20 protein-coding genes are annotated in these 23,104 nt (G+C 67.3%); 12 read left to right on the top strand and 8 right to left on the bottom strand.

Annotated features, from left to right (window positions below; all coding sequences use genetic code 11):
• Positions 1-3 precede the first annotated feature (3 nt).
• The 3 genes from DTS01S_RS06540 to hxpB form a co-directional block, all read right to left on the bottom strand.
• Positions 4-1,038 carry a FecR family protein gene (locus tag DTS01S_RS06540; protein ID WP_061287461.1) on the bottom strand — a complete coding sequence of 345 codons (1,035 nt, stop codon included), beginning with the start codon at positions 1,036-1,038 and terminating at the stop codon, positions 4-6.
• On the bottom strand, positions 1,035-1,655 hold the full coding sequence (locus DTS01S_RS06535; RefSeq protein ID WP_061287460.1) for an RNA polymerase sigma factor: 621 nt from the start codon (positions 1,653-1,655) through the stop codon (positions 1,035-1,037). Before DTS01S_RS06535 ends, DTS01S_RS06540 begins: the two co-directional genes overlap by 4 nt.
• 162 nt (positions 1,656-1,817) lie before the next feature.
• Entirely contained in the window at positions 1,818-2,513 is a 696-nt protein-coding gene (gene hxpB / locus DTS01S_RS06530) for a hexitol phosphatase HxpB (RefSeq protein ID WP_227469503.1), read from the bottom strand.
• A gap of 116 nt (positions 2,514-2,629) precedes the next feature.
• Between hxpB and DTS01S_RS06525 the strand changes: the two genes are divergently transcribed.
• Positions 2,630-3,139, top strand: coding sequence for a DUF1993 domain-containing protein (locus DTS01S_RS06525; protein ID WP_047473888.1), 510 nt, complete (start codon positions 2,630-2,632; stop codon positions 3,137-3,139).
• A gap of 28 nt (positions 3,140-3,167) precedes the next feature.
• Here the strand turns inward: DTS01S_RS06525 and DTS01S_RS06520 are convergent, their stop codons facing one another.
• The 3 genes from DTS01S_RS06520 to DTS01S_RS06510 all read right to left on the bottom strand — a co-directional run bounded on the left by DTS01S_RS06520 (position 3,168) and on the right by DTS01S_RS06510 (position 9,230).
• Positions 3,168-4,457 carry an MFS transporter gene (locus DTS01S_RS06520; protein WP_017406734.1) on the bottom strand — a complete coding sequence of 430 codons (1,290 nt, stop codon included), beginning with the start codon at positions 4,455-4,457 and terminating at the stop codon, positions 3,168-3,170.
• Between the two features lie 124 nt (positions 4,458-4,581).
• Entirely contained in the window at positions 4,582-8,214 is a 3,633-nt protein-coding gene (locus DTS01S_RS06515; protein WP_017406735.1) for a hydantoinase B/oxoprolinase family protein, read from the bottom strand.
• A 233-nt stretch (positions 8,215-8,447) separates the two neighbouring features.
• The gene (locus DTS01S_RS06510) at positions 8,448-9,230 is read right to left on the bottom strand and encodes a putative hydro-lyase (protein WP_017406736.1); all 783 of its coding nucleotides are present in this window, start codon (positions 9,228-9,230) and stop codon (positions 8,448-8,450) included.
• Positions 9,231-9,356: 126 nt separating this feature from the next.
• Here DTS01S_RS06510 and DTS01S_RS06505 point away from each other — a divergent pair, with 126 nt between their 5' ends.
• On the top strand, positions 9,357-10,286 hold the full coding sequence (locus DTS01S_RS06505; protein WP_017406737.1) for a LysR family transcriptional regulator: 930 nt from the start codon (positions 9,357-9,359) through the stop codon (positions 10,284-10,286).
• Here DTS01S_RS06505 and DTS01S_RS06500 read toward each other — a convergent pair.
• Entirely contained in the window at positions 10,283-11,239 is a 957-nt protein-coding gene (locus DTS01S_RS06500) for a LysR family transcriptional regulator (RefSeq protein ID WP_017406738.1), read from the bottom strand. The genes DTS01S_RS06505 and DTS01S_RS06500 overlap by 4 nt on opposite strands.
• 114 nt (positions 11,240-11,353) lie before the next feature.
• Here DTS01S_RS06500 and DTS01S_RS06495 point away from each other — a divergent pair, with 114 nt between their 5' ends.
• From DTS01S_RS06495 to DTS01S_RS06470, 6 genes are all read left to right on the top strand, one after another.
• Complete coding sequence (locus DTS01S_RS06495) at positions 11,354-12,334, top strand: Bug family tripartite tricarboxylate transporter substrate binding protein (RefSeq protein ID WP_061287459.1); 981 nt, start codon at positions 11,354-11,356, stop codon at positions 12,332-12,334.
• 7 nt (positions 12,335-12,341) lie between these two features.
• Positions 12,342-13,370 carry a 4-hydroxythreonine-4-phosphate dehydrogenase PdxA gene (locus DTS01S_RS06490; RefSeq protein ID WP_017404353.1) on the top strand — a complete coding sequence of 343 codons (1,029 nt, stop codon included), beginning with the start codon at positions 12,342-12,344 and terminating at the stop codon, positions 13,368-13,370.
• A 28-nt stretch (positions 13,371-13,398) separates the two neighbouring features.
• Positions 13,399-14,571 (top strand): L-rhamnonate dehydratase, encoded by a 1,173-nt coding sequence (locus DTS01S_RS06485; protein ID WP_017404352.1) that lies wholly within the window; start codon positions 13,399-13,401, stop codon positions 14,569-14,571.
• An 11-nt stretch (positions 14,572-14,582) separates the two neighbouring features.
• Positions 14,583-15,512, top strand: coding sequence for a dihydrodipicolinate synthase family protein (locus DTS01S_RS06480; protein WP_061287458.1), 930 nt, complete (start codon positions 14,583-14,585; stop codon positions 15,510-15,512).
• Between the two features lie 94 nt (positions 15,513-15,606).
• A complete protein-coding gene (locus DTS01S_RS06475; protein WP_061287457.1) occupies positions 15,607-15,966 on the top strand; it encodes a DUF6916 family protein in 360 nt (119 codons plus the stop codon).
• Complete coding sequence (locus tag DTS01S_RS06470; RefSeq protein ID WP_017404349.1) at positions 15,956-16,480, top strand: GNAT family N-acetyltransferase; 525 nt, start codon at positions 15,956-15,958, stop codon at positions 16,478-16,480. Before DTS01S_RS06475 ends, DTS01S_RS06470 begins: the two co-directional genes overlap by 11 nt.
• On the opposite strand, the gene DTS01S_RS06465 is transcribed toward DTS01S_RS06470, so the two are convergent.
• Complete coding sequence (locus tag DTS01S_RS06465) at positions 16,467-16,838, bottom strand: DUF6916 family protein (protein ID WP_026062123.1); 372 nt, start codon at positions 16,836-16,838, stop codon at positions 16,467-16,469. The two genes, DTS01S_RS06470 and DTS01S_RS06465, sit on opposite strands and share 14 nt — an antisense overlap.
• Before the next feature lie 137 nt (positions 16,839-16,975).
• On the opposite strand from DTS01S_RS06465, the gene DTS01S_RS06460 reads away from it, so the two are divergent.
• Genes DTS01S_RS06460 through DTS01S_RS06445 form a run of 4 tightly spaced genes read left to right on the top strand, consistent with a single transcriptional unit; the run spans position 16,976 to position 23,074 of the window.
• Entirely contained in the window at positions 16,976-17,449 is a 474-nt protein-coding gene (locus DTS01S_RS06460; protein ID WP_017404347.1) for a phage tail protein, read from the top strand.
• Complete coding sequence (locus tag DTS01S_RS06455) at positions 17,449-17,940, top strand: phage tail protein (RefSeq protein WP_016451310.1); 492 nt, start codon at positions 17,449-17,451, stop codon at positions 17,938-17,940. The genes DTS01S_RS06460 and DTS01S_RS06455 overlap by 1 nt, the downstream gene beginning before the upstream one ends.
• Before the next feature lie 5 nt (positions 17,941-17,945).
• Positions 17,946-18,467, top strand: coding sequence for a phage tail protein (locus DTS01S_RS06450; protein ID WP_016451309.1), 522 nt, complete (start codon positions 17,946-17,948; stop codon positions 18,465-18,467).
• Between the two features lie 8 nt (positions 18,468-18,475).
• The gene (locus tag DTS01S_RS06445) at positions 18,476-23,074 is read left to right on the top strand and encodes an IPTL-CTERM sorting domain-containing protein (RefSeq protein WP_061287456.1); all 4,599 of its coding nucleotides are present in this window, start codon (positions 18,476-18,478) and stop codon (positions 23,072-23,074) included.
• The last annotated feature ends 30 nt before the right edge of the window (positions 23,075-23,104 follow it).

Below are 23,104 nucleotides of genomic sequence, written 5' to 3'. Positions count from 1 at the left end.
CACTCAATGCGCCGAGATTCGCCAGCCGCCCTGCGCTTCGGCCTGCACACGCACCGGCAACAAGTGCGGCAGCGAGCGCAGAAACACCTCGGGCTTGCCGGTCAGCGCCACGCCGGACACGGACAGCGCGGCCAGCCGCGCATCGCCGTCCACGCGCACGGGCCGGCCCAGGTAGCGGGCCAGATCGGCTGCCACCTGGGTCAGCGGCGCCTGCTGGAACACCAGCTGGCCGCTGCGCCAGTCACCCACGGTGTCCGCGCCCGCGGCCAGCGGCTGCCGTGTGCCGTCGCGGGCATCGACGGACATGCCTGCGCCCGCGCCCAGCAGCAGGCGCCGGTCGTCCGCCGCATGGCGATCGGGGCGCAGCTCCACCTTGCCCTCCAGCACCTTGACCACCAGCGCTGGCGGCCCGGCGCGCACATTGAAGGCCGTGCCCACCACGCGGACCTGGCTGGCGCCGCTGTCCACGGTGAAGGGCCGCGAGCGGTCGGCGGCGACCTGGAAGAAGGCCTCGCCCTGGTCCAGCACCGTCTCGCGGCGGCGCGGGTAGTAGCGCACCTGCAGCCTGGAGGAAAAATTCAGCGTGACCCGCGTGCCATCGGGCAGTTCGGCCTCGCGCACCTCGCCGGGGCCGGTGGCCATCTCGATCACATGGCTTGCGTGGTTGTCCCAGGCATACCAGCCGCCGCCCACGGCCAGCGTCGTGACCAGAGCCACCGACAGCAACGCAGGCATCAGGCCGCGGCGTGTGCGCTGACGTGCCGGCGCTGGCAAGTGGGCCTGTGTCTGCGCACGCGGCCCGCTCGCCCTGGCTTGCGGCGCAGCCGCCGCGTCGCAGGCCAGCGCCGGCCTGCGCAACTGCTGCAGGTCCAGCACCGTGCGCCCCAGGCTCTCGAAGATGCTGCGATGCTGCGGGTCGGCGACCAGCCAGGCGTCGAGTTCGCGCTCATCGGCGCCGGTCCAGTCGGCTTCGCGGCGGCGGGCGAAGTAGTCGGCAGCGCGGGCGTGCAGTTGCAGGCGTTGCGGGGTCAGCGTCATTCCCGGCCCTCCCCGTCCGTCGCGGCCTGCGCCAGCAGGCCCTGCATCAGGCGCATGTCTTCGGCGCTGCCGTACTGCACGCGCAGCTCGCAATAGGCCATGGCCAGCGTCACATGGTTGTGCACCATGCGGCGCGAGATGCCCATGCGCTGCGCCACCTCGGTCTGCGTGAGCCCGTCGATGCTGTGCAGAACGAAGGCCTCGCGGCGGCGCTCGGGCAGCTCGGCCATGGCCTGCTCCAGCCGGCCCAGGCGCTCGCGGTGGTGCGCCGCCTGCAGGGGGTCCGAGCCTTCGCCGGCCGACAGTTGCTGCGCCAGCTCCATGTGTTCATCCAGCGAGACCGATTCGCGCCCCGGCGCGCCCGCCGAGCGGCGCCAGGCATCGTGCGATACATGGCGGGCGATCACGCGCAGATAGGGCTCCTGCTCCTCGGGCGGCAGGGCCTTGCCCGAGGCCGCATAGCGCACGAAGACCTCCTGCACCGCATCCTCGGCATCCTCGCGGTTGCGCATCTGCCGGCCCAGCAGGCGGCGCAGAGGCTGGTGCCAGCGCGCATACACGCGGGCCAGCAGCGAGGGAGCGGCATCATCGTCCGCGCCAGGCACGCGCGCGCTCACGGGCAGGCTCCCGGCACAGCGGTCTGGACGCGGGCAGGCAAGCCAGCATGGGAAACGGACAGGACGAAGAAGAACGGCACGGGCGGCGATTGTACTGAGAATGGTTCTCATCAACACCCTTGCGGCCGGCACGCGCCATGCGATGCGGGTGCTGCGGATGCCTTACCGGCCCGCTGCCCCATGCAGCGCCACCAGCGTGGGCACCACCCAGTTCGGCGCAGGCTGCGCCCCGTCGAAGCACTGGTCCTCGGACGGCACGGCGATGACGGTCATGCCGGCCTGCCGCGCCGCATGTGTTCCCGAGACCGAGTCCTCGAACACCAGGCAGCGCCCGGCCGGCACGCCCAGGCGTTGCGCCGCGAAGTGGTAGATGTCGGGAGCGGGCTTGCCGCGCACCACCTGCTCGGCCGAGACGATGGCGTCGAACGCCGGCCGCAGGCCCAGCGCATCCAGGGTGTGGTGGCACAAAGACAAAGGAGAGTTCGAGGCCAGCGCCACGCGCCAGCCCAGGGCGCGGCAGGCGCTCAGTGTTTCGCGCACGCCGGGCAGGGCCTGTCCATGCGCGCTGACCAGGGCCGCCACGCGCGCGACCACGCGGCTCTCCAGCTCGCGCTGGCTGGGCCCCTGCCAGGGCCGGTGGGCATACCAGTGCGCGGCGACCTGCGCCGTGGTCATGGGCGCCGTCACGCGGGACATCTCGGCCGTGATGTCGATGCCGACCTCGGCAAAGGACTCGCGTTCGGCACGCTTCCAGAAGGGCTCGGAGTCTATGAGCAGGCCGTCCATGTCGAAGATGGCGGCGCCGAATCCGGCCTGGCCAAGGCCCGCGAACGAGGGAGCGGCTTCAGGGATTTGCATGGCGCGCATGCTAGCGCAGGCGGCAAGTGAAAGCAGTTGCTGTTAGCCTGTGCCGGCTGGCGACGGATGCAGGTGCATGCGATTGCCAGCCCTTCACAATCCTTAGCGAGCCCGCAATGACCAGCCCCCTGTACACCGCCTCCATTCCCGTCCTGCAGCAGATGCTGAAGGCCCTGTCCGACGTGCTCAAAAAGGCCGAGGAACACGCCGCGCAGAAGAACATCGATCCCGACGCCCTGCTGCAGGCCCGCCTGTTCCCCGACATGTTCCCGCTGGTGCGCCAGGTGCAGATTGCTGCGGACTTCGCCAAGGGCATCGCCTCGCGCCTGGCCGGCGCCGAGGTGCCTTCGTGGCCCGACACGCAGACCAGCTTTGCCGAACTGCAGGCGCTGATCGCCAAGGCGCTGGACCATGTGGGCTCGTTCGCACCCGAGCAGTTCGCGCAAAGCGAGTCCCGCGAGATCGTGCTGCGCCCCGGCACGCCCAAGGAAAAGAAGCTGACCGCCAGCGCCTACCTGCTGCACTACGGCCTGCCGCAGTTCTTCTTCCATGTGACCACCGCCTATGCCCTGCTGCGCCACAACGGCGTCGAGGTCGGCAAGCGCGACTACATGGGCAGCTACTGAGCGTGCCGGGGCCGGTCTGGCCAGCGCTTCACTGCGCGGCCAGATCCCGGCCTCGCGTCTCCGGCAGGCACATGGCAAACAACACCACCATCACGTAGCCCGCCGTGGCGCAGATGCCGATGGCCATGCCCAGCGACAGTCCCAGCCGGTCGCTGAGCACGCCCACCAGCGCAGGGAAGGTGGCCCCGATGCCGCGGCCGAAGTTGTAGCAAAAGCCCTGGCCAGAGCCTCGCAGTTCGTTGGGGAACAGCTCGGCCAGGAAGGCTCCGGCGCCGCTGAAGATGCCCGACATGAAAAAGCCCAGCGGAAAGCCCAGCACCAGCATCCAGGCATCGGTGATGGGCAGCAGCGTATAGGCATAGGCCAGGCTGCCGGCGCCGATGGCGAACAGCGTGAAGGCCAGGCGCCGGCCCAGCCGGTCGGAGGCGTAGGCACCGCACAGGTAGCCTGCAAAGGCGCCGAAGATGAACATGAACTGGTAGCCGCCCGAGCCCAGCACCGTCAGGTGGCGCTCGTTCTTCAGGAAGGTGGGCAGCCACACGGCAATGGCGTAGTAGCCGCCCTGCATGCCGGTGAACATCAGGCTGGCCAGCACCGTGGTCTTGAGCATGCCGCCCTTGAAGATGTCCAGGAAGTGCCCGCTGCGCTCGCCCCGGCCCACGGCGGCGCGGGTCTTCAGGTAGACCTCGGGGTCCTTGACGGAACGGCGGATGAACAGGATCAACAGGGCCGGCAGCAGGCCCAGCAGGAACATGGCCCGCCATGAGATCTCGGGCGGCAGAAACGAGAACAGCGCCATGGACACCAGCACGGCCGCCCCCCAGCCTATAGCCCAGCTGCTTTGCACCAGCCCCACCGCCTTGCCACGGAAAGCCGGCCGTATGGTCTCGGCGATCAGCACCGAGCCCACGGCCCATTCGCCGCCAAAGCCCAGCCCCTGCAGCGTGCGGGCCAGCAGCAACTGGCCCGGCGTCTGCGCCAGGCCGCAGGCGAAGGTGAAAAGCGCGAACACGAGGATGGTCCACTGCAGCACACGCACGCGCCCGTAGCGGTCCGCCAGGATGCCGGCCATCCAGCCGCCGATGGCCGAGGCCACCAGCGTCGAGGTGCCGATCAGGCCGACCTCGGTCTTGCTCATGCCCCACAGCGACAGCAGGATCGGGGTGACCAGGGGCAGCGTGTAGTAGTCGAAGGCGTCCACGGCATAGCCGCCGAACGAGGCCGTCAGCGCCCGCTTTTCCTTGGGCTCGAGCTGGCCCAGCCAGTGGCCCCGGGGCTGCTCTGCGGCCAGGGTCCTTGCGTTGTCAAGGCTTGTCATTTGTTGTCTCCTTGCACTTCGGCTGCGCGAAGCGTCTTGCATTCAATGGCACTCCATCGGTTGTGATCCGGGCCTGGCCGGGCGGCCCTCCCCCGCCCGCGCCATGCCCCCTGCTGGCGGCGTGTCAGGCCGCCGTTCCGTAGCCGCCGCCCCCCGGCGTGCAGACTTCGAAGATGTCGCCCGGCTGCATGTGCACGGCGCCGATGTGGTCCAGTTCCTCGACCTGGCCATCGGCACGCAGCACACGGTTGATGCCCGGCTGCCCCGGCTGGCCACCTGCCATGCCGAAGGCCGGATTCAGGCGCCCGTTGGACAGGATGCTGGCCGTCATGGGCTCCAGGAAGCGCACGCGCCGCACGCCGCCGTTGCCGCCGTGCCAGCGCCCGCCGCCGCCCGAGCCGTCGCGAATCTCATAGCTGTCCAGCATCACGGGGAAGCGGAACTCCAGCACCTCCGGATCGGTCAGGCGCGAATTGGTCATGTGCGTCTGGACGACGCTGGTGCCGTTGAAGCCGCGCTCCACCCGGCCCTCGGCGTCCAGCACCGCGCCTGCGCCGCTGCCGCCGGCAATGGTTTCGTAGTACTGGTGGTGCGCATTGCCGAAGGTGAAGTTGTTCATGGTGGGCTGGCTGCCCGCCATCACGCCCAGCGCGCCGAACAGCGCGTTGGTGATGCAGGTGGAGGTCTCCACATTGCCCGCGACCACCGAAGCGGGCGGGTTGGGGTTGAGCATGCAGCCCTGGGGGATGATGACTTTCAAAGGCTTGAGGCAGCCCGCGTTGAGCGGGATGTCGTCGTCCACCAGCGTGCGGAACACATAGAGCACGGCCGCCATGCACACGGCGCGCGGCGCATTGAAGTTGTTGGTCTGCTGGACGCTGGTGCCCGAGAAATCGATGACGGCACTGCGCTCGGCCGTATCGACGGTGACGGCCACGCGGATCTGCGCGCCGTTGTCCAGTTCCAGCGTGAACTGCCCGTCCCTGAGCCGCGTGATGACGCGGCGCACCGACTCCTCGGCGTTGTCCTGCACATGGCCCATGTAGGCCTGCACCACGGGCAGGCCGAACTGCGCCACCATCTTGTGCAGCTCCTGCACGCCTTTTTCATTGGCCGCGATCTGGGCCTTCAGGTCGGCCAGGTTCTGCTGCGGGTTGCGGCTCGGGTACTCGCCGCTTTGCAGCAGCTCGACCATCTCCTGGGCGCGCAGCACGCCGCGATCGACCAGCTTGAAGTTGTCGATCTGCACGCCCTCTTCCTCGATGCGCGTGGAAAACGGCGGCATGGAGCCCGGCGTGATGCCGCCCACATCGGCATGGTGGCCCCGGCTGCCGACGTAGAAGGTCGGAGATGCCTCGCCGGCGATATGGACCGGCGTGATGACGGTGATGTCCGGCAGATGGGTGCCACCCTGGTAGGGGTCGTTGAGCACATAGACATCGCCCTGGGCCATGCGCCCGGCGTTCCTGCGGATCACCGTCTGGATGCTTTCGCCCATGGAGCCCAGGTGCACAGGCATGTGCGGCGCGTTGGCGATGAGATGGCCCCGGGCATCGAACAGCGCGCAGCTGAAATCCAGCCGCTCCTTGATGTTCACCGAATAGGCGGTGTTCTGCAGCTGCAGGCCCATCTGCTCGGCAATGTTCATGAACAGGTTGTTGAAGACCTCCAGCAGCACAGGGTCCACCGTCGTGCCGGCCGCGTACTCGACCTTGCGCGGCACCACCCGGTCCAGCACCAGGTGATCCAGCCCGGTGAGCCTGGCCGACCAGCCAGGCTCGATCACGGTGGTGGCGTTGCGCTCGGCGATGATGGCCGGGCCGGCAATGACGTCGCCGGGCCGCAGGTCCTCGCGCACCACCAGGGCCGCGCCATGCCAGGCGCCGCCGGTGTACATGCGCACGGTTTCGCGGCGCGGATGCTCGCGCGGCGGATGCTCCGGCTGCACCGGCTCGCTGGGCGCATCGCCCGCAATCACGGCTTCGACGGAAACGGCTTCCACCACCAGGCCCTTGCCCGCCATCAGGAAGGCGAACCGCTGGCGATAGGCCGACTCGAAGGCCGCCTGGATGTCATCCAGCCCGCCGAAGGGCACGGCCAGGGCGGAATCCGTGCCCTCATAGCGCACATGCACGTTGTAGCGTACCTGCACGGGGCTGGCGCCGACCTGCTGGCGCTCAAGCTCGGCCTTGGCCGCGTCGCCCAGCGAATCCAGCGACTCCGCGATCAGCGGCAAGGCCGCAGCAGACAGCGCCACCTCCATCGCCTGCTCACGGATGACGGTCTGGTCCGCCAGGCCCATGCCGTAGGCGCTGAGCACGCCGGCCAGCGGATGCACGAACACACGGGTCATGCCCAGGGCATCGGCCACCAGGCAGGCATGCTGGCCGCCCGCGCCGCCAAAGCACTGCAGCGTGTAGCGCGTCACGTCATAGCCGCGCGCCACGCTGATCTTCTTGATGGCGTTGGCCATCTGCTGCACGGCGATGCGGATGAAGCCCTCGGCCACGTCCTCGGGAGTGCGCCCCGTCTGCTGCGCCAGTTCCTCGAAGCGGACACGCACGGCCTCGCCGTCCAGTCGCTCGTTGGCGGCAGGCCCGAACACGCTGGGAAAGTAGCGCGGCTGGACCTTGCCGACCATCACGTTCGCATCGGTCACGGCCAGGGGGCCGCCGCGGCGATAGCTCGCCGGGCCGGGATGGGCACCCGCGCTCTCGGGTCCCACGCGAAAGCGCGAGCCGTCATAGGCCAGCACCGAGCCGCCGCCGGCGGCCACGGTGTGGATGCTCATCATCGGCGCGCGCATGCGCACGCCGGCCACCTGGGTCTCGAACTCGCGCTCGAAGGCGCCTGCATAGTGGCTGACGTCGGTGGATGTGCCACCCATGTCGAAACCGATGACCCTGTCGTGCCCGGCCAGGCCCGCCGTGCGCGCCATGCCCACGATGCCTCCGGCCGGCCCGCTCAGGATGGCGTCCTTGCCCTGAAAACTGCCCGCGTCGGACAGCCCTCCGCAAGACTGCATGAAGAACAGCCGCACTCCCGGCATCTCTGCAGCCACCTGCTGCACATAGCGGCGCAGGATGGGAGACAGGTAGGCATCGACCACCGTGGTATCGCCCCGGCTCACGAACTTCATCAGCGGACTGGTCTCGTGCGAAGTGCTGACCTGCGTGAAACCCAACTGCCGCGCAATGCGCGCCGCCATCTGCTCATGCCGCGTATGGCGGTAGCCATGCATGAAGACGATGGCCACGCTGCGCAAGCCGCGCGCATGGGCTGCGGCCAACGCCGTGTGCAGGTGCAGCCCGTCCAGCTCGCGCAGCACCTTCCCATGGGCATCCACACGTTCCACGGCCTCGACCACCTCGCTGTAGAGCAGTTCGGGCAACTGGATATGGCGGTCGAACAGTCGCGGACGGTTCTGGTAGGCGATGCGCAGCGCATCGCGAAAGCCCCGCGTGGTCACCAGCAGCGTGGGCTCGCCCTTGCGCTCCAGCAGCGCATTGGTGGCCACCGTGGTGCCCATCTTCACGCACTCCACCTGATCGGCGGGGACCGGCTCGCCCGGCGCCAGCCCCAGCAGGTGGCGGATGCCGGCCACGGCCGCGTCCCGGTACTGCTCGGGGTTCTCCGACAGCAGCTTGTGCGTGACCAGGCTGCCATCGGGCCGCTTGCCCACCACATCGGTGAACGTACCGCCACGGTCTATCCAGAATTGCCAGCGCCTGTCATGGGGAATGGAGCGTTCTTGCATGGTGTCGGAACCCGTTTGTCTCGAAGTTGAAGTCAGGAAAACCGTGGCCTGGAGCACGGCCCTCCGCCGGTGCCCACCACTGGCGTCCAATCTAAAAGTGACCCTGGACCGCGTCCATCGAGAAGTTTTCGCCCCCTCTGTTCACGAAAACTGAACAGGAGCGGCCCCTTGCCGGCCAGCGACGCAAAGAAAAAGGCCCGCCGAAGCGGGCCCCAAGCCAGGCAGGCAGGCCGTCAGAACGCGGCCAGATGGCTGTTGCGCAACTCCGTCACCAGCATGTGGCCCGGCTCGTGCGTGATGGCGAATGGCAGGGCCGCCGAGCGTATGGCCTGCTGGGGCGTCACGCCGCAGGCCCAGAACACGGGAATCTCTCCCGGCCTGAGCGCCATGGGCTCGCCGAAGTCCGGCCTGTCGATGTCGGCAATGCCTATCTGCGCGGGATCGCCCAGGTGCACGGGCGCCCCATGCACGCTGGGAAAGCGCGAAGTGACCTGGATGGCGCGGATGGCGTGGGCCGCCGTCATGGGCCGCATGCTGACCACCATCCGGCCACCGAACCGGCCCGCCTGACCGTTGGCAATGTCGGTGATGAACATGGGCGCGCCCCGGCCCTCGTCGATATGGCGCACGGGCACGCCCGCCTCGCGCAGCGCATCCTCGAAGGAGTAGGAGCAGCCGATGACGAAGCCCACCAGGTCGTCGCGCCACAAGTCCGTGAGGTCATTCACCTGCTCGGCCCTGTGACCATCGCGAAACACCCAGTACGAGGGCAGGTCGGTCTTCAGATCGATATCGCCCAGTTCGGGCACGCGGCTGCTGCCGGGCTCGGTCACGCCGATCAGCGGGCAGGACTTGGGGTTGAGGCGAGCAAAGCGCAGGAACTCCTCGCTGCACTCGCGCGGCAATATCGCCAGGTTGCCCTGGGTGTAGCCGGGGCACTGCCCTGCCGTCTGCCCGCGAAAGCGGCCGGCGCGCACCTCCTGTCGGAACTCGGTCGGATGGGTCCAGTGCGTCATGGGTGAGCCTCTATTGAGTGGAGATGCCTCCCAATGTAAAAAGCAGCAGGCCACCGGTCCACTCAGGAATTGTGCGCAGCCTCTCCCAGAAAAACTGAACAGCCACCGCAGCCCGCGCAGACCCCCATGAACATCCGCTTTCTGGAAACCTTTGTGCTGCTGGCACGCATCGGCAGCGTGCGCCGCGTGGCCGAACTGGTCCACGCCAGCCCCGGTGCCGTCTCCATGCGCATACGCGGGCTGGAGTCGGACCTGGGCGTGACCCTGTTCCACTGGGACCGCAAGACGCTGCAGATCACCGACGCCGGCGCCCGGCTGCTGCGGCATGCGGAGGCCGTCATCGAAGCCGCACGCACCCTGGAGCGTGCCGCCAGGTCCGACGACGCCATCGGCTGCCGCCTGCGGGTCGGCGTGCTGGAGACGGCGGTACACACCTTCCTGCCCGAATTCGTCAAGGCGATGGGCGCCAGCCTGCCGCATATCGAGCTGGACCTGACCGTCGATCTGAGCACCCACCTGTCGGAGCAGATGATGCGGCGCGACCTGGACCTGATCGTGCGCACCGGCAGCGGCGTGGACCCCCAGTTCGCCGTGGTCGAGAACCTGCTGGAGGTGCCCGTGCACTGGATTGCCAGGCGGGGCCTGGTGCCCAGGAAGGATGGACTGCACAAGGCGCTGGGCAAGCAATTGCTGACACAGATGCGCGGCACCGGCCCCTACGAGCAGGCCGTGGCCATGGCACAGCAACTGGCCGTGCAAAGCGGCATGGTCTCCAGCGACCTGCGCATCTCGGGATCGCCCTCGCTGGCGGCCCTGGTCTCGCTGGTGCGCGAGGGCCTGGGCGTCGCCATCATGCACGGCATGCTGGTGGCGCCGCAGCTGGCAAGCGGGGAGCTGGTGGAGCTGGATCTGCCCACGCCACCCTCCTTTCGCATCACCACCTGGTACCCCAAGAGCCCGTCGCCCGGCGTCACCGACACCGCCCAGGTGCTGCGCCGCGTCTGCAAGAGCTACTGCAAGCGGGTCAGCCCGCATCTGGCGCGGTACATCGGCTAGGGCGCGGATGCCGGCGGCGGCTCCTGCCCATGCAGCAGCGCCAGAAAGCTGGCGGCCGCCTGGCTCAGCGGCCGGTCGCGGCGCACCAGGCTGCCGTAGGCCTGCAGGTTGCGGCGCATGCGATAGGGCAGGATGCGGACCATGCCGTGCGCGGCATGGTCGCGGGCCACGGCCTGCGGTATCACGGCCACCAGATCGGAGTTGCGCACCAGGTTCATGGTGGTGAGGATGGAGCCCGTCTCGATCAGGCCGCGCGGCAGCGGCAGGCCGTGGGCCTGGAACTCCTGGTCGATCAGCGCGCGCATGGGACTGCCCGGCGGCTGCAGCACCCAGCCATGGGCCTGCAACTGCGCAAAGCCCACGCTGCGGGCACGCGCCAGCGGATGGCCGCAGCCCGCGATGATGGACAGGGCCTCATCATCGAGCGAGCAAAACCGGTGATCCGCGTCGGACGGCCCGGCCGGACGGCCCACCACCACCTCCAGCACCCCGTCCTGCAACTGCGCCAGCAGCCGGTCGCTGGTGTCCACGGCCACCTCGATGGACAACAGCGGCCACTGGCGCTTGAGCGCCAGCAGCGCCTGCGTGAGGCGGCCCGGCGAGGCCGCCATGATGCTGCCCACGGCCAGCCGCCCCGCGCTGCCTTCGCGCAGTTCCTGCAGTTCGCGGTTCAGCGCCTCCATGCCGCCGCGCAGGTGGCGGAAGTAGCCCGTCACGCGCTCGCCGGCGGCGTTCAGTTGCAGGCCGCGGCCCACGCGCTCGAACAGCGGCAGGCCCAGCGCGCCTTCCAGCTCATGCAGCATCTTGGTGGCCGCCGGCTGGCTCAGGCCCAGCCGGGCTGCAGCGCCGCGCAGCGTCCCCTGCTCCTCTATGGCCAGCATCAGCGCCACCTGCCGCATGCGCAGGCGGTTGAGCAGTTGCGGCGTGCTGTCCCTGCGGTCGATGGAGCCCATGGAAGTCCCTTTGAATTGATTGCCTGGAGTTATCTATTCATCAGCAATTTTCAGTTTACGGCAATCAATTGCCTGCCTAGCATGGACCCACAACAAAAGCACCGGAGACAAGACATGCAACGCCGCATCCTGCTGGCCGCAGCCGCCCTGCTGCCCTCGCTCGCCACCGCTCAAACCCCGCCAACCCCGCCAACCCCGCCCGACTGGCCCGCGCGGCCCGTGCGCATGCTGGTGGGCTCGGCCCCGGGCGGTGGCACGGATGCCATGGCACGCGCCGTGGCCGACCGGCTCGCGCCGCTGCTGCGCCAGCCGGTGATCGTGGAAAACCGCCCCGGCGTCTCCAACACCCTGGCCGTGGACATGACGGCCAAGTCCACGGACGGGCACACCATGGTGATGGGCGTGGTCACGGCCCATGCGATCGCCCCGCACCTGCTCAAGCTGGGCTACGACAGCAACCGCGACCTGGTGCCGGTGGCCTATGTGGGCGCAGTGCCCAACGTGCTGGTGGTGGGAAACAGCCTGCCCGCCAACTCGGTGCAGGAACTGGTCGCCCTGGCCCGCAAGGAGCCCGGCAGGATCAACTTCGCCAGCAGCGGCACGGGCAGCACCCAGCACATCGCGGCCGAGATGTTCAAGGACGCGGCCGGCATTGAACTGACCCACGTGCCCTACAAGGGCAGCGCCGCCGCCCTGGTAGACCTGGTCAGCGGCCAGGTGCAGATGAGCTTCGACACCATGCCTTCGGTGATCGGCCAGATCAAGGCCGGCAAGCTGCGCGCCCTGGGCGTGACATCGCCCCGGCGCAACGCCCAGCTGCCCCAGGTGCCCACGCTGGCCGAGGCCGGCCTGCCCGGCGTGGAGATAGGCGCCTGGTACGGCATCTACATGCCAGCGGCCACACCCCGCGCCGTGCAGGCCCGGGTGCACGACGAGGTCAACAAGGTGCTGGCCATGCCCGAGACGCGCACGCGCCTGGAGGCCGTGGGCGCCGAGCTGCAGCCCATGGGCCAGGCGGAGTTCATTGCCTTGCACAACGCCGAGTACCAGCGCTTTGGCGAAATCATCCGCAAGAACCACATCAAGATCGACTGAGCCGCACATGCCCGCATCCGAACTTCCCGTCGTCGCCCTGACCCTGGGCGATCCCGCCGGCATAGGCGCCGAACTGATCGCACGCCTGCTGGCGCGGCCCGAGGCCATGCAAAAGGCCAACATCGTGCTGGCCGGCGACCCCTGGCTGTGGCAGCAGGGCCAGCGCATCGCGGGCCTGCAGGTGGCCACCGCGCCCATCGCCAGCATGGCCCTTGCACGGGGCCGCACCGATACCGCCCTGCCCGCCTTCCTGGCCCTGGACACGGTGGCCCCCGATGCCGTGCACCAGGGTCGTGCCGAAGCCGCAGGCGGGCGCTCGGTGCTGCAGGTGCTGGACCGGTGCATGGACGCGGCCCAGGCCGGCCAGATCGACGCCATCTGCTTTGCGCCGCTCAACAAGCAGGCCATGAAGCTGGGCGGCCTGCGCCATGAGGACGAGCTGCACCACTTTGCCGAGTACCTGGGTGTGAGCGGCTATTTCTGCGAATTCAACACGCTGGGCGATCTGTGGACCTCGCGCATTTCGTCCCATGTGCCGCTCAGGGACGTGGCCGGCTATCTGAGCCAGGAGCGCATCGCCCAGGCGGCCGAGCTGATCTACCGCGCGCTGTTGGCCAGCGGCATGGCGGCCCCCAAGGTGGCGATTGCGGGCTTCAACCCGCACAACGGCGACGGCGGCACCTGCGGGCGCGAGGAGATCGACATCATCGCGCCGGCCGTGCGCGCGCTGCAGGCCCGCGACTGGCCCACGCCCGACCCGTTCCACGGCCCCTTCCCGGCCGACACCATCTTCCTGAAGGCCCAGGCCGGCGAGTACCAGGCCATCGTGACCATGTACCACGACCAGGGCCAGATCGCCATCAAGCTGCTGGGCTTCTCGCGCGGCGTGACCGTGCAGGGCGGCCTGCCGATCCCCATCACCACGCCGGCCCACGGCACGGCCTATGACATCGCGGGCCAGGGCCGGGCCAGCGTGGAGGCCACCTGGCAGGCCTTCCTGATCGCCTGCCGCATGGGCGCCGCGCGCCTGTCCTGACTGACTTCACTCCCCCGCCCTCACCATCATGAAAATCAAATCCGTCCGCGCCCGCGTCTACGAATGGCAAGGCAAGACCGTGCCGCCCCAGGGCAACTTCTGCTCCAACGCCATGGACCTGCTCTATGCGCCGCAGGAGACCATGTCCACCTTCCGCTTCCATTCCTGGACGGTGGTGGAGATCGAGACCGACGACGGCATCGTCGGCCTGGGCAACGTGGCGCTGGCGCCGCGCATCGCCAAGGCCATCATCGACGAGTACCTGGCGCCCCTGGTCATCGGCCACGACCCGTGGGACTACGAATACCTGTGGCAGCGCATGTACCGCGCCACGCACGCCTGGGGCCGCAAGGGCGTGACCATGGCCGCCATCTCGGCCGTGGACCTGGCCATCTGGGACATCCTGGGCAAGAGCGTGAACAAGCCTGTGTTCAAGCTGCTGGGCGGGCGCACCAAGGAAAGGATTCCCTGCTACTACAGCAAGCTCTACCGCACCGACCTCAAGGCCATGCAGGAAGAGGCGCAAAAATTCCTGGACCAGGGCTTCAAGGCCTTCAAGATGCGCTTCGGCTACGGCCCGGCCCATCTGCAGGAAGGCGTGCGCGAGAACCTGCGCTCGGTCGAGGCCGTGCGCGAGGTCATAGGCTACGACTGCGACCTGATGCTGGAGTGCTACATGGGCTGGAACCTGGAGTACGCCAGGCGCATGCTGCCCAAGCTGGAGAAGTTCGAGCCGCGCTGGCTGGAGGAGCCCGTGATCGCCGACGATATCGACGGCTACGCCGAACTCAACCGGCTCACCAGCATTCCGATCTCGGGCGGCGAGCACGAGTTCAGCCTCTACGGCTTCAAGCAGCTGCTCGACAAAAAGGCCGTCAGCGTCGTGCAGTACGACACCAACCGCGTGGGCGGCATCACGGCCGCGCACAAGATCAATGCGCTGTGCGAGGCGTTCAGCGTGCCCGTCATCCCGCATGCGGGCCAGATGCACAACTACCACCTGACCATGAGCACGCTGGCCTCGCCCATGGCCGAGTACTTCCCCATCTTCGACGTGGAAGTGGGCAATGAGCTGTTCTGGTACATCTTCGACGGCGAGCCCGTGGCCGAGAACGGCTTCCTGCAGCTCAGGGACGATGTGCCGGGCCTGGGCCTCACGCTCAAGACCGAGTACCTGGACCAGTTCCGCATCGTCGAATGAGGGAGCACGCCATGCCCGGAATTTCTCGGCCGCGCTACAGCGGCATCTTCCCCGTGGTACCCACCACCTTCCACGAGGACGGCACGCTGGACCTGGCCAGCCAGAAGCGTTGCCTGGACTTCATGATCGACTCGGGCGTGGACGGCCTGTGCATCCTGGCCAACTTCTCCGAGCAGTTCCTGCTGGCCGATGACGAGCGCGAGACCCTCACGCGCACGGCGCTGGAACATGTGGCGGGCCGTGTGCCCGTGATCGTCACCACCACGCACACCTCATCGCGCGTGTGCGCCGAGCGAAGCCGCCGCGCGCAGGACATGGGTGCGGCCATGGTGATGGTCATGCCGCCCTACCACGGCGCCACCTTCCGCTTCGGCGAGCCCCAGATCCAGGGCTTCTTCCAGGCCGTGTCCGATGCCATCGCCATTCCCATCATGGTGCAGGACGCGCCCGCCGCAGGCACGCCGCTGTCCCCCGCCTTCCTCGCGCGCATGGCCCGCGAGATCGAGCAGGTCTGCTACTTCAAGATGGAAACCGCAGGCGCCGCCGGCAAGCTGCGCGAACTCATCGCCCTGGGCGGCGAGGCCATCGAAGGCCCCTGGGACGGCGAGGAAGCCATCACCCTGCTGGCCGACCTGGAGGCCGGCGCCACGGGCTCCATGACGGGCGGCGGCTTTGCCGACGGCATACGCCCCATCATCGAAGCCCACAGAAACGGCGACCCCGACACCGCATTCGCCCTCTACCAGCGCTGGCTGCCCCTGATCAACCACGAAAACCGCCAGGCCGGCTTCCTGGCCGCCAAGGCGCTGATGAAGGCCGGCGGCGTGATCGCCTGCGACGCGCCGCGCGCGCCCTGGCCGCCCATGCACCCCGAGGTGCGCCGCCAGCTGCTGGACATTGCGCGGCGGCTCGATCCGCTGGTGCTGCGCTGGGGGGGTTGAGGCAGTTGAGGTCTCAGCAGAAGAAAACCGCCGCCTGTGCATGGGCTATGCTGCCGCTCTGTGCCTGCCAGCCCCACCGATCAGACTGCCGCCCATGTCCGCAACCTCTTTGTCCCCGTCCAACGTCGAACTGGACGACGCGCTGTATGCCAGAGTCCTGTCCTGGAACGACGCCCAGTCCCTGGCCCAGCAGACCGTGAGCTTCTTCATGGCGGAGGGCGAGCACACCATCGGCATCGACATGCAAGTGCTCAGCGCAATGCAGACATCGGCCGACACGCCCGGCATGCTGCAGTTCTCCCTGGTGTTTCGCGGTCCGCGCCAGCCGCAGCTGCCGCAGCGCACTTACCGCGTGCGCCATGCGCAGCTCGGTGACTACGCCATCTTCATCACGCCCATTGCGCAGTCGGCAGGCCATGTCGATTACGAGGCCTGCTTTTCCCATGCCGTCTGATCCGTTCGTGCCCGAGTTGCCGCCGCTGTATCTGGAGGATGTGCGGCTGCGCCTGGTCGAAGAAGCCGACTACGCTTTTCTCCGCGCCCTGTACCGCCAGGTACGCGCTGCCGAACTGGCGCCCGTGCCCTGGAGCGAAGCAGAAAAGCATGCATTCTGCGATTCGCAGTTCGCTTTGCAGGACCAGCACTACCGCAAGCACTACGCACACGGCGCGTTTTTCGTGATCGAGAGGGCAGGTCTGCCTATAGGCCGGCTCTACCTCAATCTCGCACCCGGGCCGTTGGGAGTGATGGACATCTCGCTCGACGCCGCTGTTCAAGGCCAGGGACTGGGCACGGCCCTCATGCAATGGCTGGCCGGCTGGGCAGATCAAGAAGGGCGCGACATGCAGCTGTTCGTGGAAGCCAACAATCCAGCCCGGCGCCTGTATACGCGCCTGGGCTTTGTCGAGCAGGACCAGGAAGGCATCTACCTGCGCATGCGCAGGACCGCGGCGCTCAGCCGCGGTTGAACACGGCTTCCAGCAGACCGCCTCGCGCGTCGCTGGGGCTCAGGAAGACGGCGTGGCTTCCCAGAGCCGGATGAGAGATTTCCCAGGTGTCCTGCAGCAACGCGCCAGGGCGGGACAACTCGAACAGTGCGCTGAAAGAGCGGTCGCCATGCAGTGTGTGCGGCAGCGCTGCCAACGAAACCAAACGTAACTCGGAAACTTCTCCTGCTATCGAGAAGCTATGGCCCAGCAGCGGCTGAAAGTGGCTGCGGCGCAACTCCATGCCAGCCGCACAGGCGATCACTGGAATCCCGGAAACGGCCGCTGCAGCGGGAAAGGCCCCTGCAACCTGCATGAAAGCACGGCGTCCTGTCTTCATCGTGGCCCTTCCTGCCCAAGCAACAGAAGCAAAATATTTTTGCTGCGAAACAGGTTGCCATACTAAACTATTTTGCAATTATTAACGTTTACTAACCCCACCCTGTCATGGCTCAACCCTTTGTTGGGGAAATCCGCATGTTTGCCGGCAACTTCGCGCCGGCAGGCTGGATGTTCTGCGAAGGGCAGCAAATGCCCATCTCGGAATACGAAACCCTTTTCACTCTGATCGGCACGACATACGGCGGTGATGGCCAAAGCACCTTCGCCCTGCCAGACATGCGTGGCCGCATCCCCCTGCACGCAGGCAACGGATTCCCGCTGGCTCAGGCCGCTGGAGTCGAAGACGTCACGCTGACCGTCAATCAGATTCCAGCCCACACGCACGGCGTTCCCGCGTCCTCGGGCACAGGCTTTCTGGCCTCGCCCGCCGACGCAGTGTTTGCCAAGCACAGGGATCACAAGGCCTTTGTGAACGGCGTCCCCGCCACGCCCATGGCTGCATCGATGGTGAGTTCGGCAGGAGGGTCGCAGCCGCATACCAATATGCCGCCCTTCCTTTGCGTGAACTTCATCATCTCGCTGTTCGGCATCTATCCCTCCCCCACCTGATGTCTACCCCCTTTCTCGGAGAGGTTCGCGTCTTCTCCTTCAACTTCGCCCCCAAAGGCTGGGCTCTTTGCAATGGGCAGTTGCTGCCCATCAACCAGAACCAGGCACTGTTCTCGCTGCTGGGCACCACCTACGGTGGCGACGGGCAGACCAACTTTGCACTGCCCGACCTGCGCGGCCGCATGCCCATGCACATGGGAGCCGGCCATACGCAGGGAGAGAGAGCAGGCGAGCAAACCCACACCCTGACCCTGTCAGAGATACCGCAGCACAGCCACGCCATGGCCGCTTCCGGCACTACGGGCCAGGCGACATCGGGCAACGGCAACCTGCCTGCAGCGGCGCGCGGCCACTATGCGCAAAGCGGTGATACGACCATGCCAGCCCTGCTGGCCAATGTGGGCGGCGGCCAGCCACACCTCAATATGCCGCCCTATCTGGCACTGAGCTTTTGCATGGCCATGCAAGGCCTCTTTCCTTCTCCGACCTGAAGACCATGTCCGATCCCTTCGTCGCCGAAATCCGCATTGGCGGATTCAACTTCGCACCCCAGGGCTGGGCCTTTTGCGATGGTCAGCTCATGCCGATATCTCAGAGCACGGCGCTGTTTTCCCTGCTGGGAACGACATACGGTGGAAATGGCAAGTCCAACTTCGCGCTTCCCGACTTGCAGGGCCGCATGCCCATGCACCCGGGCCAAGGACCTGGACTGTCACTGCGCGATCTGGGCGAATCCGGCGGTGTTGAAACCGTGACGCTGCAGGCATCGGAAATTCCCGTCCACAGCCATCTGGCCCGAGCGGGCACGCCTGCGGATCCCGCTGTAGCCAGCCCGGCAGGCGCCGTCCTGGGCACCGCACCGACGCGCCCGTACATCGCGCCAGCCTCCAACACCTCTGCGGTCACCATGGCTCCCCCTCAAGCTGCGGGCGACAGCCAGCCACACAACAATCTTCCGCCCTACCTGGTCATGAACTTCATCATCGCCTTGCAGGGCATCTTCCCCGCACGGAGCTGAGTACACCTATGCGCAGTTCCATTGCGGCCTTGACCCTGTTGACCTTGACCACGGGGGCTCAGGCCGATCCCCTGGTGCAACGCGAGTTCTCTGGCAGGGACAACCGCTTCATAGAAATGCCCGGGGCCGGCTTTCGCGCCATGGCCTCAGGCAAGCGCATCAGTTTCGACGCGCAAGGCATGAGCATCGACCTGCCCGGCCGGGCCACCAGCGTGCAAGGCCGGTCGGTGGCCGCATCCGGCGTGGCCCGGAGCCTGAGCCTGCGCCCGGATTCGCGCCTGCGCTACAGCTTCGAGAACGGGACCATGTCGGCGCCGCAGGGCATGCAGCCTTCGCCCACGCTGTACCACTGGCTGGTCGGCGAAGCCGCGCAATGGCGCACGGGCCTGCGCAGCTTCGGTGCGCTGGGCTACCGCAGTGTCTGGCCCGGCATCGATGCCGTCTTCCAGGGTGAGCCCGGTGGCCTCAAGTACCAGTTTGAGCTGGCGCCTGGCGCCGATGCCTCGCTGGTCTGGCTGCGCGTGGAAGGTGCCACGGATGCACGCATCCTGCCCTCGGGAGCGCTTCAGTGGAGCATAGGCAACGACCTTTTCACCGACGATGCACCGCTGGTCTACCAACCCCGGGGCAATGGCCGCGTGGACGTGCCCGCCCGCTATCGGCTGGAGCAGGTGGACGCCACCACCTGGCGCGTGGGCTTTGAGCTGGGCAGCCATGACAAAGGCCTGCCGCTGGTCATCGATCCGGCCTGGACCGGCTACTCGGGCCTGGTCGGAGGCAACTCGGCCGACCAGGTCAACGCCGTGGCGCGAGACAGCGACGGCAACACCTACGCCTGTGGCGTGACGCAATCGTCCGACCTGCCCAACGCGGGCAGCAGCAAAGGTGGCGAGGATGCCTTCGTCGTCAGATTCGATCCCAAGGGTGTCCCCTTGAGCGTCACTTATGTGGGCGGATCGGGAGACGACGCCTGCAACGGCCTGGCCGTGGACATACAAAACCGCATCCACCTGGCGGGCAGCACGGAATCCACCGGCTTCCCCCTGCTTGGCACAGATGCCAACCAACGCTTTCGGCGCAGCAAGAGCACGACGGATAGGGATGCCTTCGTCACGCGCCTGACACCAGACGGTGCCGGCATTCTGTATTCGGGCCTGATTGGTGGAACGGGTGACGATCAGGCCAATGCCCTGGCTCTGGACAACAGCGGCAGGGCCTACGTGACCGGATTCACGGAAGGCAAAGGCTTTCCTGCCGTGAACGGGCCGCAGCTCAACCACGGCTTTGGCCCTGCGCAGTCAGAAATGCGGGATGCCTTCGTGGCCCGCATCGACGCTTCAGGCAGCGGGCTGGAGTACGCCGGATACATCGGCGGCGACGGCGGCGCCGACATCGGATATGCCATTGCCGTGGACGGCACCGGCGCGGCCTATGTGGCTGGCGCTACCGACTCTGTCTCGGGGATGCCGGGCGCCACGGGCCTCAGGACACAAATCAATTCGCGCGCCATCGATGGATCAGACGGCTTCGTCGCCAAGATCCGGGCCGACGGCAGCGCCTTCGACTACTTCACGCTGCTGACAGGCTCGGGGGCCGGTGCGGACCGTGCACTGGCACTGAACCTGATGTATGACGGCTCACTGCTCGTGGGCGGGGAGACCGGGTCAGACAACTTTCCTGCCGACAACGGCGGACTGCGCAAGGGCCTAGGGCCGCAGACCGCGCGCAGCACCGGCATGGACGGCTTTGTGCTGCGTCTGAATGCATCAGGAGACCAGGTGCTGGACGCCACCTACCTGGGTGGCAATGGCTACGACAGCGTGGAAGGGCTGGCCGGCGACGGCGTGCAGTGGTTCGCCACGGGCAGCACCAGCAATGGCGCAGGCTTTCCCGTCAAGGCACAAAGCGGCCTGTCCACCACGCCAGGAGGCAAGCAGGACGGCTTCCTGGTCAGCATCGCAACCAGCGATCCGAACAACTGGAACTATGCAGGGTTCCTGGGCACCTCGGAAAACGAGGCCATGCGCAGCCTGGCCGCAACCAATGTGCAGGGCAGGACCCTTCTTTCCGTGGGCGGCGCCACCACCACATCGGGCACCAACGGCCTGACCAACCCTTCGAACAGCGCTCTCAGCGCAAACGAGAGCCTTTCGAATGGTCTGGTATTTCGCATCGATCCTTTCGGCCCACCTGCGGCCATGGCGGTGCTCACTGGCTCTCAACAGTCCACCCGCATCCAGCAGCCTTTTGCCACGCCGTTGTCGGTCAAGGTCACCGACATCGACGACCAGCCGCTTGCCGGCATCATGGTGGACTTCAATGCGCCTGCCGCATCGGGGCCATCCACCACCTTTGCCACAAGAACCTCGGTCACGACCAACGACCAGGGCATCGCATCGCTGAGTGCCACGGCCAACCTGTTCGCCGGCAGCTATACCGTGACCGCGCAGGCAGGGGCGGCCAGCACCTCGTTCTCGCTGACCAATGACAAGAGCCCGCAGGCTGCACTGACGGCAAGTGCAGCACTGCAGACCCTGCCCTATGCCGGCACCACCACGCTGAGCGCCAACGGCGGCTCTGGCGAAGGCGCCATCAGCTACGCCGTAACTGCAGGCGCGGCCTATTGCACCCTGACAGGCAACACGGTCACAGCCACGGCTGTGGGCGATTGCACCGTGACGGCGACCAAGGCGGGAGACGCCAGCTACCTGGCCGCCACGACCACCGTGGACATCTCGGTGATCAAGGCCCAGCAGCCTGCGCTGACGGCGATGGCAACACCCAGCACGCTGGCGGCCTTCAGCACGGCCGCGCTGTCAACCAGTGGCGGCGCAGGGTCCGGCGCCGTGGGCTTTTCCATCACGGATGGAGCCGCCTTTTGCTCCGTCAACGGCAACACGCTCACTGCGGAAGGCACGGGCTCCTGCACAGTGACCGCCACCAAGCTGGGCGATGCCAACTACCAGGACACGCTGGCCACCACCGTGGTGACCGTGACCCCTGCAGCCCAGGTCACCCTGAGCGTGCAGTCCACGCCTTCGACCCTGACCTTCGGCGCCACGGCAACCCTGGCGACCACTGGGGGTTCGGGCAGCGGCGCCGTCACCTACGCCGTGACGGGTGGTGCCCAGTTCTGCGCGGTGACGGGCAACCAGTTGAGTGCCATTGGCGCCGGCAGTTGCACCATCACGGCCACCAAGGCTGGCGACATCAACCACCAGGCCATCAGCGCCAGCACCACCGTCATCGTGGCCAAGGCTGGACAGACAGCACTGTCGGTGCAGGCCAGTCCTGCAGCCATCAGCTTTGGCGGCATTTCGCAACTGAGCACCACGGGCGGCTCGGGCACCGGCGCCATCGGCTTGAGCGTCGCGGGCCCCTGCAGCATCGCGGGCTCCACGCTCACCGGCCTGGGTGTCGGAACCTGTACGGTCACGGCCACCAAGGCAGCGGATGCCGACCATGAAGAGGCCACGGCCAGCACTTCGGTGACGGTGTCACAGGCAAGCCAGGTGGCCCTGTCCGTGGTGGCATCACCCGCCAGCATTCCCAAAGGCGACTCCAGCACGGTCATCGTCACTGGCGGCAGCGGCAGCGGTGTGCTCACGCTGGCGCTGACGGCAGGCGCTGGCAACTGCACGCTGTTCGGCAACACCGTCACCGGCACGGCCGTAGGCAGCTGCACGGTGACGGCGACCAAGGCGGCCGATGCCAACCATGCACAGGCCACCGGCTCGGTACAGATTGCAGTCGGCAAGGCAATCCAGAACATCACCTTCGATTTCTCGTCCCTGCGTTATCTGAGCCCCCAGGCCCTGTCGCTGGCAAACGCCGCCGCAACCAACTCCAACCTGCCGATCAGCTTCAGCAGCCTCACTCCTCAGACCTGTGTGGTCACCGGCACCTCGCTGCGGCTGATGCGCACGGGAGATTGCACGCTGCAGGCCAGCCAGGCCGGCGATGCCGAGTACGCCGCGGCAACGCCCGTGAACCAGACCTTCACGATCACCCTGCCCCCCCACTCTCTGAGCACCATCACCGGTACCGTGGGCGGAACGACGGTCTCAGCAGAGATTGCTGCGGGAAGCCCATGGGTCTTCACACCCATGGGAACAGGCCCGGCGCAGACTGCGGGCTTCATCCCGCTGCAGGGGCACATCAGGTCACCTGCCGATGCACCGCCTGCCAATCTTCAGTTCCCGCTGGGCCTGTTCGATTTCGCTGTCCACAACGGTGCGCCGGGATCCACGGTGAGCATCAAGCTCACGTTCCCGAACAATCTGCCCCGCAATGCACAGTACTGGAAGTACGGCCCCACGTCCGACAACGCAACGCCGCACTGGTATCACTTCACCGGCGCGCAGTTCAACGCCAGCGACAACAGCGTGACGCTGACGATTGAGGACGGCAGGAACGGCGATGACGACCTGGATGTGAACGCCTTCATCAGTGACCCGGGCGGCGTGGCCGTGCTGGCCGCCGCTGCCGGCGGCAGCCCCGCGGCCATTCCCACGCTTTCGCAATGGGGCCAGTGGACGCTGGCAGCGCTGATGCTGGGCGTCGCAGCCCTGGCCGGACGCCGCACGCGAATGCGCAAGCCGCGCTGAGTCCTACACGGTAGCCGGGGCCGCTCACGC

Origin of the sequence: Delftia tsuruhatensis NBRC 16741, from assembly GCF_001571325.1 — a bacterium.
In the GTDB taxonomy this organism is placed as follows: Bacteria; Pseudomonadota; Gammaproteobacteria; order Burkholderiales; family Burkholderiaceae_C; genus Comamonas; species Comamonas tsuruhatensis.
This window is presented reverse-complemented; position numbering and strand designations above follow the sequence as displayed.